Source organism: Methylomonas sp. MgM2 (genome assembly GCF_054172045.1).
On the sequence record NZ_JBSYXO010000061.1, the window covers coordinates 1 to 10,845 of the forward strand.

At 44.7% G+C, this 10,845-nt stretch carries 7 protein-coding genes; all 7 read right to left on the reverse strand.

Annotation, left to right across the window (positions count from 1 at the left end):
* Positions 1–25 precede the first annotated feature (25 nt).
* Positions 26–1,186: an AAA family ATPase gene (locus tag ACW73I_RS22225; RefSeq protein WP_458031696.1), complete on the reverse strand. Its 1,161-nt coding sequence runs from the start codon at positions 1,184–1,186 to the stop codon at positions 26–28.
* A 272-nt stretch (positions 1,187–1,458) separates the two neighbouring features.
* Positions 1,459–3,552 (reverse strand): protease Lon-related BREX system protein BrxL, encoded by a 2,094-nt coding sequence (gene brxL / locus ACW73I_RS22230; RefSeq protein WP_458031697.1) that lies wholly within the window; start codon positions 3,550–3,552, stop codon positions 1,459–1,461.
* Positions 3,549–6,176 carry a BREX-1 system phosphatase PglZ type A gene (gene pglZ / locus ACW73I_RS22235; protein WP_458031698.1) on the reverse strand — a complete coding sequence of 876 codons (2,628 nt, stop codon included), beginning with the start codon at positions 6,174–6,176 and terminating at the stop codon, positions 3,549–3,551. The genes brxL and pglZ overlap by 4 nt, the downstream gene beginning before the upstream one ends.
* A complete protein-coding gene (locus tag ACW73I_RS22240; RefSeq protein ID WP_458031699.1) occupies positions 6,176–7,213 on the reverse strand; it encodes a Fic family protein in 1,038 nt (345 codons plus the stop codon). The genes pglZ and ACW73I_RS22240 overlap by 1 nt, the downstream gene beginning before the upstream one ends.
* A gap of 3 nt (positions 7,214–7,216) precedes the next feature.
* On the reverse strand, positions 7,217–7,966 hold the full coding sequence (locus ACW73I_RS22245) for a hypothetical protein (protein WP_458031700.1): 750 nt from the start codon (positions 7,964–7,966) through the stop codon (positions 7,217–7,219).
* A gap of 9 nt (positions 7,967–7,975) precedes the next feature.
* Positions 7,976–9,127: an AAA family ATPase gene (locus ACW73I_RS22250; protein WP_458031701.1), complete on the reverse strand. Its 1,152-nt coding sequence runs from the start codon at positions 9,125–9,127 to the stop codon at positions 7,976–7,978.
* A gap of 2 nt (positions 9,128–9,129) precedes the next feature.
* The coding region (gene pglX / locus ACW73I_RS22255) for a BREX-1 system adenine-specific DNA-methyltransferase PglX (protein WP_458031702.1) at positions 9,130–10,845 on the reverse strand (1,716 nt) is incomplete at its 5' end.

The window sequence follows — 10,845 nt, forward strand, 5'->3', positions numbered from 1 at the left end:
TTTATAAGTTAATCTAGCGGCTGGCTCAGCGAATCAATGCGGATTGCGGGGGCGATAAAATCAACAGCCTGTTAAGGAATTTCTCTATAAATATCACATCTTCATTTTCAAATTTTGGCTTCTCTTTTGCTAACGTTTCGTATTCCTTCCATACCTCAATGACTCCAGATTCTGTAATGATATTTATAAAGCTATTGAACACCAATGTTGGATAAGCTGTGATGCACTTTTCTATTTCTTTTTTGACCTCGGATATCGCGTCGGAATTGCCTGACAAAAGAGAAGTGCGTAGTGTCGCGGCAATACCAAAAGGGTCTGTGGATGGAAGCTGTTCTAATATTCCGCTTATAATTTTTTGCGTTTTATCGCTTAGTGATTCGATTGATTTTTGGCGCTGAGTTTTCTTTTTTTCTAGAGCCTGATTAGGGTCAATTTCATGATCACAAACAATACATTCATTAAGATAGTGAAATTTCTCAAGAATACTAATTGCGTCGGCGTTCTCTTCAATTTTAAGAAGGGCTTTCTCTTCTTCATCAAGGCTGAATATCTGACCTAAGAAAATTCGAATTGCTGAATTTTTCTCTTTGTAATCTTCGACGAAAAACTTGAACTTTATTGCTTCTGGTCGTGTGATTTCTGAGATTGATTTCTCAGAGAAAAAATCAACGAATTTTTTTCGATCAATTCCCTTTCCTTTTGATTTATTGTTTGCTAGATCAGAAATAAATTGAAGAAGTGTTTTATCAGTGAAGAACTCGTCAAATTGTGATTTTTTTGTAGATATACCAAAATCATTTTTAAGCTGAATAGAAAGCTTTGATTCAAAAATAATTTTAAACAATTCGTCTATCTTGCTTTTTAATTCGTACTCACGACGGATATTGTCGCCAAGTATAAAGTCTTCTGTATTTCCTTGTATAATATTTCTGTCATTTTGATCTGAGATAACATGCGAAAATGCCGGATCATCCTGAGTATTTTTCATCCCATCAATTTCGATATGGTATTCTGTCCCGGTATCTTTAGCCAATACTTTTGCTAGGCTAGTTTTTCCTGTGCCATTCGGGCCGTATATAATTACAACTTTATTTCTATCAAAATCAATTTCATTGTTTGTTTTCAAATCCTTAAAGTCTTCACAAAAAATACTTCCTTTTGAAAGCTTGTTCACAGTTATTTTCATTTATTATCCTTTTATTAGAAATGTATTTTCGTGATTTATTGCATTCCAGAATATACCTTGATGAAGTGCCTGTCTGGTTATTAAAAGACAACATTCCATGTATGATCTAAACTATATTCTGGGGGTTAAATTAACGTATAAAGCATAGCTCTTGTTTGATCAATCAAGAATTAATCATATCGCAATTATAAAATATACTTCACAACGACAATCGCTTGAGATTAATTCGGTATATCATCTCTATTTTATCGATTTGCTAAGTTTAGGCAGATTTACTGAACCCCCAGCGCCTTATAAACCGCATCCACCGGATCGGCAAAAAAGCTAATCTGAAACTTAGAAAAGATTTCAGCCGGTACCGTCGGAATGTCGGATGCGGAAGCCATCGGCAACAACACTCGCTTTCCACCACTATCTAACGCCAATTGCAGGCTTCCGGCTAAATCCTCAACCGGATTGACTACACCACCCAAGGTCATATCGCCGAGCACGACCATTTGTTCCTGGATTGGCTTGTTCATCAAAATCGAGCAAAAAGCGATCAGTGACGCCAGGCTGATTTTGTTGCTTGGTCCAGTGTTGTGTAGCTCGATGGCATGAAGGTGGTATTCATGGTCAGAGAACTTGGCAGTCGCGCTGATGCGATTCAGGTTGCCTTTGAAATAATCAAATCCCACGCGTACCGACTCTTTGGCAGACGTGTTGGAACCGAAGCCAGATGCGGAGTGTTTACCGTTACCAGCTGTCATCTGTGTTTCAAAGCGATAGAGTCCCAACTGTCCGGTAGCGCCTTTAGTTACCAAATGCACCACACCTGGTTTTGGCAATCCTTCAGGAATCAAATTGCTGCCCCCTTGTTCCGGCACATTGACGAAAAACTCTTCCAAGGTTTCGTTATCGATGTAGCTGAAGTGCACATCGAAAAATTCCATCCCGCCAAGTTTTTTTAACTGCTCCTTGATTCGACGACGTGCTTCCAGCGCATAGGTCAGGCAGGCGCGAACATTGTCTTTTTCGTAATTGCCATGCGGATACAGTAGTTTCAATAAGCCGGATACGGTGCGACGCACGGCAATCACGTCGCGTTGGTTCAAGTTATTACCAAGTTTGAAGTATTTATCGATGGCATCGGCGAAGCTGCGTTTGCGCATTTCCCGCATGAATTCGGCCAGATAGTCGGTAATCAAGCCATAGCGATCGGTAAAGAATTCAGGCCGCATCTTGGGGATTTCCCAGCCAGGGATATACGAATGAAATCGGTCGAAGAACGCGGTGTCGATCATGGCTTCTGGAAATGGCGCCAATAGATGACTGGTTTTAACTAGGGTTTCGACACTGTGATTGATGTTACCGATGAAGACCATCGACGCTTTGCCTTCAATGGAATCACGCCCGCGCGAAAACGAGCCGGATGCCATGTAATCCTTCATGATCTGCACGCCATCCTTGTCCTTGAAGGTAATGCCCGCGACCTCGTCAAACGCCACCACATCCCACATTCCAACCAGACCGACTTGGCGAGAGCTCATGTTGTAAAACAGGTTGGCAACCGTGGTTTGACCACCTGAAACCAGCAAGCTATTCGGCGAACATTCCTTGTAGACATGGCTTTTACCTGTGCCGCGAGGACCCAATTCGCAAACGTTGTAATTGTTTTCGACGAACGGGACCATGCGGTTAATCAAATGCCATTTGGCCCGTGTTTCCAAATTTGTGGGTTCCATGCCCACGGAGCGCAGCAATACGTCCATCCACTGATCGACACTAAAATTTTGCCGCGCGCTAAACACCTCATCCATGTCCATTGATGGCATTTGAATCGGCTTAAGCGTGTTGATTGAAAACGGCGAGGTTTTTTGGCCTTCTTCAAAGAAGTAATTCACCGTGATGATGCACCAGATGCCACCGGTCAATAGCTTTTCGTTTTCCTTCACCAAGTTTGTCGAAATCAAGGCATCCTTAATGCCTAAATTGGAGAGGATGGCTTCATAGACATCCTTTTTTTGGTTTAGCTTTACCGTGACTTTATCGATAATCCGATAATTGCCGCGTTCGCGAATCAGGGATTTGATCTTTTCCGATTCGTCTGGACGCACATAGTTTTCGGTCAGAATCCGCTTAACATTCTCCATGCCGGCTTTGACCACTTCATCGTCATCCGACGCGCAATACATCCCTAACAGATATTCCAACACATAGACCGGCACATTAGCGCCTTCCTTCAATTGCTTGGTCAAATCCTTGCGCACCACGCGACCGGCGAAATGCTTATTCAACAGGCTATCCAAGTCCTCGCTACGAATTTCATTCACTTCCGTCTGGATAGTCTCAATCGGGCTGTCGTCTAATTCTGGAAATTCATTCATGCCATTGTCCGGTTAAAAAAGTCATCCTGAAATGCCAAGTCAATCGTGACGGCATATTGCCCGAATTGGGTTTTGGTTTCACTGTCTTCCAGGATCAGCGTATAAATCGCATGTCGATCAAATGCAGATCCAACCAACTTGATCCGAGCCTCGCGGGTTCGTTGATCCATTACCTGGGAGCTACTATCGAAATTCAATGTCTCACGACTGGAAACAGGGGCGTTTTGACTATCGACGATGTAGACATCCAACTGCCTAGGGATAAATTGTTCTCCAACCGGATCGGTTTGAATAAAGCGAACTTTATCGATGTTATTAACCAGCTTGATCGGCAAACCGGCAGCTACCACGCCGACCCGTTGTTTTTCAAGTTTCGCGGCCTGTTCTTTTTGCAGGACTTTGATGTGCAACACCGGCACGCAAATCTCTTGCAGCATCGCGCCGCCATGTACAAATTTGGCACCACCCACAAAATGAAAGCGTTGCACGCCTTTGGGCAACATGAATTCCATCGAGCTATTGGCCATGGCTGAATCGCTGACCTTGCCTTTCCAGTAATGGTCGTCGCTCGGCAAGTTCTCGCCGAGGATATAGCGCTTTTTGGCTTCAATCGCGCCGCTGGGCTTCATTGCCAACTCGGTCTTATCTATCTTTTCCAGTGCCTTCTGTTGATATAAGAAGCCATGATCCGCCGTCACTAATACATGACTGCCATTTAGCCGATTGATCACCCGACTGATCAAATCCTTGAGCTCGATAATGGCTTCCCGACAAACTTGCGGCGTTCTATCTTCTCCGCCTTGTTTATCGCAAATAAAATCAATGGTGTCGTGGTAGATGTAGACCACTTGACAGTCTTTAATGGCTTCCCGTCCATCCTGGTTGCTCCAAGCCATCAATTCTTTGGCGCTAACCGCTAGGCCATTAACTGGGTTGAGGATTGAACTGCGCTTATCTACACCCGCAGACGATTGTCCATCTACCAATACAATTAAAGGACTAGACCCCACCTGATATTCCAAGGTCTTATGCGGCAACAAAGCTGCCATGCCTAATTGCGTATAACTCGGCAATACCCCCAATTGCGACGATAATTCCGCGTTGAAGCGCTTTTCGCCATTAATCACTTCGGCCAATTCCTCGGCGACCTCATAGCGCAAAGCATCGGACACAATGACAAAAATACGTTTGGCTTGAGTGGATTTAAGCCGCTCCCGAACCTGTTCCTCATAGAAACGGTATTGATTGCGTATTCCTGGCACACACCACTGCTGCAAACGCTGTTCACTGTTCAGCAACCGATCCCACGCCATGCTCAGTTCGTACAAATACCATTCGGTATAGAGGCTTTCGATGGCATCGTCGAGCTGACGAAGAATCTCCGCGCCCTTACTCGCCACCGTCAGCGCATGTTCGTTGAAGAGTCGATAAGCTTGATCGAATTGATACAGTTCTTGGCAATAGGCCTGATACATGGCCTTGCAGGAGTCGTAATGAAAGCCATCGACGTATTGCTGTCGCAGATGCATCAACAATTCAGCATTGCGTAAAGCATCATAGATAGCTGCATATTCCTTACGCGACAGACACCAGTGACCCAATAAGCGGCGTGACAACAGATTTTCGAATTGCGCCCGATCAGGTCCCTTGGCATTGTCGGTTAAATCGCCGACCAAACCGCGAATAATGGCTTGCTCGACAGCCTCAAAGCCCTTGCATTCGGCCAGTTGCTGCGGCAGATACTTGGCGCATTTCTGAGCGATTTCCAGTTTCTGCGCCAATAGCCCCGATAAGCTGTCGTGATACTCCGCATAGCTGCGGCTATCCCGCCAACCCGCCATAAACGCCACCGCCGTGGCTCGGCCAGAGGGCGTTTTTAAAACATTATTCAACAGCCAGTCGCGGTCGCCGCCTTCGATCTGGCTCCATAGTTCGGTGCAAAACAGCTTTAAAACAAAATCCGCCAGACTCGGTTCCTTAGCATCGTAACCAAAAGTCTCCGCCAAGCCTTTCCAGAACGCGTCGATGAGCTCGAACTTAGTCAAACTTTCGATTAACGCTGATTCACCGGCTTCAGCATCCAAACCCAGGGCGTAATCTTTCAGCAGGCTGAAAACGCTGTCGTTCAATGCCGACGAATCCGCCTTAACCACCACGGCCAACATCTTGCGATCCAGCGAGGTGTCATCTTCGTTTTCGGTAACAAAGCGCTTCAACGCCGCTACGCGCTGCTTACTGGCAAAAAATGTTTGCCGCTTAAGAATATGCGTACGCAAAGCCATCTGATTAATGCCCAGCTCGGTCAACATCATGGAACTGGCGTCGGCAAAGAACTGCTCGCTGTACAAGCGAATATCCAGAAACCAATCGTTATCCGGCGCGGGTTCGGCGTAAGGGAAGTACAGTAAGAACCGAGTTTGCGGCTCATCCAATTCGATTCGCTTCTTGGTTTCAAAAATGGATACATCCGTCATGTCCAGCACGGTGACATCCGGCAAATCCAATTCGGAGATGGCATCCTTAAAGCTCTGTTCGGGGTCGTACCAAAACAGCAAGCGGCAACCCTGGTCTGTGCCGGTGCCAAATTTAGCCGTGATGCCTTGTTGTAACTGCGTTATATCCATTAATCGTCGTCTCTTTTTAGCCGGTATTTTTGCCGAGAACTAGTCGGTTTATCCGGTATGGTGGCTTCGATCAAACCTAAGTCGATCAACGGAGCCAAAACTTGTTGCCGAAACTTGGTGCGGTCTTTGCGGTTTAGTAACGCCATCAGCTCAACCAAGCTCATTTCACCTTCAATCTGCTCGAACACAACCAACTGATCCGCACTCAATTTTAACTTAGTGCCGACTTGATGCCTACTTGGTGCCGAAAATTCCTTTTCAGGTGTAGCCATAACCACTTCCTGCATTGCCGCCAATAAGGCTTGCAGCATGAATTCGACAAAACCAGTGGCATCGCTGGCTTGATCGGCTGCGCTTAAGGCAGAGTAGTATTCGGATTGCTGATTACGGATCACCGTTTCCACCGGCAGATAGGCCAGTGCCGGTTTCCAGTTCGACAGAATCAAGGTTTGCCACAAACGTCCCATGCGGCCATTGCCATCGCTAAACGGGTGGATGAACTCGAATTCGTAATGAAACACACAACTGGCAACCAAAGGATGCACCGTGCTCTGTTTCAACCAAGCCAGTAAATCCGACATCAAGCGTTGCACTTGGCTGGCGGGTGGTGCCATATGCACCAGTCGCTGTTCCTGGTAAATGCCCACACCGGAATGTCGCCAACGACCAGCATCGTCGACCAAGCCTTGCATCAGTAGGCCATGTGCGGCCAATAAGTGATTTGGGTTATGGGGTTGCCATTGCGGTAATTGCTCGTAGGCGGCAAAGGCATTGCGGACTTCCTGAATTTCGCGCGGCAAACCCAGCACCCGTTTGCCTTCCAACACCGCCGTGACTTGTTCCACGGTCAAACTGTTATGCTCAATTGCCAGCGACGCCTGAATGGTACGAATGCGATTGCCACGCCGCAGTTGCGGCGACAGGCCTTCATCGCCTTCGCCCAAGTTTGCACTCCAACGGCCCAGTTGTTCGCTGATCTCGGCGACCAGCGACAAGATAATGGGGGTGATTTGAAACGGGGGCTGATAAGCTGGCAAAGATCACTCCTCTAAAGGTAATCCTAATGCGCTTTTAACAACTTCTTTCAAGTTATCTTTAAACGCATTAAACGACGGCATATCGATTCGATGAACATCAATTTCATAGCTTCTGATCTTGTCATTGATCTGTTCGGCTGAATCGTTACCTTGTAAGGCTTCAGATAATTGTTCTTTTAAAGGATTTTGGCTTCTATCGTTGCCGCTTTCATCTTCCAACTGTCGGCAATGCTGATAGGGGTTGTCTTTCACGGCACAAAGCAACCAAGCCTCGGACTTGGGCTTTGGCATCATAGCAACGCCAAACGCAAAATCTTCCTTGGCAAACCCAGCGAGCATGGCATTAAGCTTATTCGTCCAATCCCCACGGCCGGCAGAGGCCGTGCCATCTGAGTCGTGGAATAAAACAGCAATTACAACATCGTTAATTTGTTCTGACTTTTGTTTAGCCGCAACAGCTAGGGTTCTAGCATTTTTATAATAATATTGAGTTTCAACTGGCTTTTTCTTGCCACGTAATTCAATGGCCTTTTTAGATGGTTCAGGTTTATTAGCGGCTAAAGTCTTTTCTGGTATAAAGCTAACGCAATTATTTTCCAAATATGAGAACTCATAATTCTGATAATCTTCTACCAGTTGGTCAATAAACCAACTCATTGGCCCTGGCTGGAAATAATCAGCGTCACACTGTTCTAAACCAAGCTCGCATCGTCCTATATCGCTAGAACCTTCGCCGCTCAATAGTAAATACATAGCAAGTCCCTATGCTTTCAATGCTTCAATTTCTTGATACAGTCGCGTTAGGTCGGTATCAACAAACGCTTCTCCAGGCCCCATGAATTGCAATTTTTTAGCCATAGACGGAATATCAAACAATTTGATTCGTCGTGTCATGCCTTGGCTGTTTTTATACAAATAGATAACGCCCTGTCTCGCTACATCATCTTCCAAATAATTCAAAATCATCGGGCTATGTGTGGTCACTAGGACCTGTTTGTATGGTTTGTTTACAAGATGATCAATTAAATATTCAATGACCTCTGGATTAATGCCATTTTCAATCTCATCAAACAACAAGAAGTCGTTATCGCTTTCGAGTTGCGTCAAAATGGCCATCAGTCGCAACATGCCATCATTTACGTGCCGTGCCGTCGATTTAAATTTATGCTTGCCAAATTGCTCGGTAATTTCTAATTGTTTCCAGCCAGACCGCAGTGAGCGGGTATCGATATTTTCTAATTGGCCGTAAATATTGTTTAATAATCGCTTTAATTTTTCCTTGCCCTGATTGCCGGATTCGTGAATAAAAGCAGACAGTTTTTCTCCGCCAAGCCCCAGCTTTCCGTCAGAGCTTTTTGTTCTACTTCGTAATAGCTCAGGTGACAACATATCAAGAGACTCAATCCGTAATACAAACTCTTTTATGTCTCTGATAACTGGATTTATTTGGCTCTCCTTTAATTGAGAAAGAATTGATCCCTGATAATCAAAAACAATGGGAAAACGATCAGATGAAGAGTTCTGCACAAAACTATGAGCCATAAAGCAATGCCCTTCTTCCACCTTAAGGAGAAGAATGCCGTCCCGCTCGACTCGTTCCTGTGTGCAACTCAGCGTTTTCCGATTAAAACTACCACTCCAAATAATCTCGCCCCAAGACTTATTTTCAAAAACAATCTTGAACTCTATATTGCTTTTTTTGGATAGTTTTGAGTTAAGGTCGGTACTTTCCCAGTGGCGCTTATTTAGCCATCCCTTTAAATCCCCCTGCATCAGTTGGGAAACAAAATCCAATGCCTGTAAAACAGTCGATTTACCGGAACCATTAAGACCAACCAAACAATTGAACTTGGCAAACTCCAACTCAAAATCAACCAACGATTTAAAGTTATCAATCCATATCGATTTAAACATTATTAATCTCCCGTCCCACCCGTAACCGCCTTCACCTCAGCCAACAGATCACCAAACTTACCGTAGTTGACTTTAACACCGTCGTCTAAATCAAGCTTGATCCGCATGTCGGCGTAGTGTTTGAGTTTGTCGTCGAATTGGCGGAGTTCGGTTTGTTTTTTCTCCAGGGCTTGGATGTCTTTTTTGATGCGAGCGGCTTCACTGCTGCTGGCGTCTTGCAGTTGTTGGTTTAACTGGTCGGCGTAGGCGCTGTATTTACCCAGTAATGGCGTGACGTATTCAGTACGCATTCTGGCCAGGGTGCTGTCGTTGTAGCGGTGCAGGTAGACCAGGCATTCGAAGGCTTTTTGCTTGCCGGAGCTGAACAGCCAGTAAATCGGGCGTTTTTTGTAGGTTTGCAGGTGGTCTTTGTAAAACTGGCTGGACAGGTAACGGCGCACGGTGTCTAAGCTGGTTTCGCCTTTTTTCGGTTTGAAACTGCTCAAGGTCAGACTTTCGGCGACGAATTCCAGATTTTGCTGCAAAGTGTCTTCGCCCCATACCGCCACCAAGAACTCGCGGAAGCGATTGGTGGCGTCGTCTTTGAACCACTCCTGATCGGTCAACGGCAAAATACCGTCTTCGTCGGCGGCAAAGCTTGGATAACGGGATGGATCGAAATCGACGTTACCGGCATGGGCATAGATCAAGCCTGGTTCGTCCAGGCTGTAGCGGCCCATCATGCAACCGATTGCATAGCTTATTAATTCTACAAAAGTATCCGCTTGGAAACGTTGGTAAAGTTCTTGATTTGATAAGTTACCACCATACCGATACTTCGGATTAATGGTTAGAGTTATCTGGTCGAGCGGTACTTCAGGCGTTAATTCATCTTGCAAGTCGTACGATTCAATAAATATACGATTATTTTCTTCTTCCAGTTGTTGCATTTCAACGATCGCGTCATTGTTATGTAGTTGCCAATTTTCGAATGAAAGATATAGGGTATCTCGATTTTGACAAATAAGAGGATTTTCTGTGAAGTCCCATGAGGTTTCGTAAGTATTCCAATCTTTTTTCGCTCGCTCAATCAAAATATCAACGACTTTTAAATCAAAATCATTAAACTTGTTTGGATAAGGAACATCATTCAAATATCCAACCTCTAAATTCATTGTGGGATTAACTGTATTTAAAATAAATGTAGAAAATTTGTTGTTTAAATATCCCATTAAACAACGCTTGACGCTATCCTGTTCAGTGAAAATTGAATGTCCAGCCTGATCAAAAATAAAGCCATGCGGATAATAACGGAAAGAATTAACAGAAGATGTAATACGAGACCAGCTTATAGATGATCGAAAATAAAAGCCTGGGTTTTTTGCCACAAACTCTGGTGTTTTTAGATAGGTGTATTTTCTCAGAATATTATCTTTTATTTCTCTCCCATCGTTTTCCCAATTTACGACAAAATCTTGATTTCCATACCATTTTCGGAATGCGCCACCTTTATTATAGGGAAACCATTTTTTTGAAGATTGTAGGGCTTCATTACTATTTTGCATCCCAAAACTTATGCGATCTATGCCGATTTCATACCACATCCGAAGAAAACGATTGTTATCAGTTGTTGCTAGCCCTTGTCTAGCATCAGCGACTTCACTTAGCAGGCTGTTGAAATTTGCCGCCATACCTTCGGTTTCGACGCCATTTTTTGAAGCGCCGGGTGGTCTGCTAGC

Bases quoted from the DNA above. Each gene is read 5' to 3' on its own strand.
- ACW73I_RS22225 (WP_458031696.1), bottom strand. From the start codon at position 1,186: ATGAAAATAACTGTGAACAAGCTTTCAAAAGGAAGTATTTTTTGTGAA.
- ACW73I_RS22245 (WP_458031700.1), bottom strand. From the start codon at position 7,966: ATGTATTTACTATTGAGCGGCGAAGGTTCTAGCGATATAGGACGATGC.
- brxL (WP_458031697.1), bottom strand. From the start codon at position 3,552: ATGAATGAATTTCCAGAATTAGACGACAGCCCGATTGAGACTATCCAG.
- ACW73I_RS22250 (WP_458031701.1), bottom strand. From the start codon at position 9,127: ATGTTTAAATCGATATGGATTGATAACTTTAAATCGTTGGTTGATTTT.
- pglZ (WP_458031698.1), bottom strand. From the start codon at position 6,176: ATGGATATAACGCAGTTACAACAAGGCATCACGGCTAAATTTGGCACC.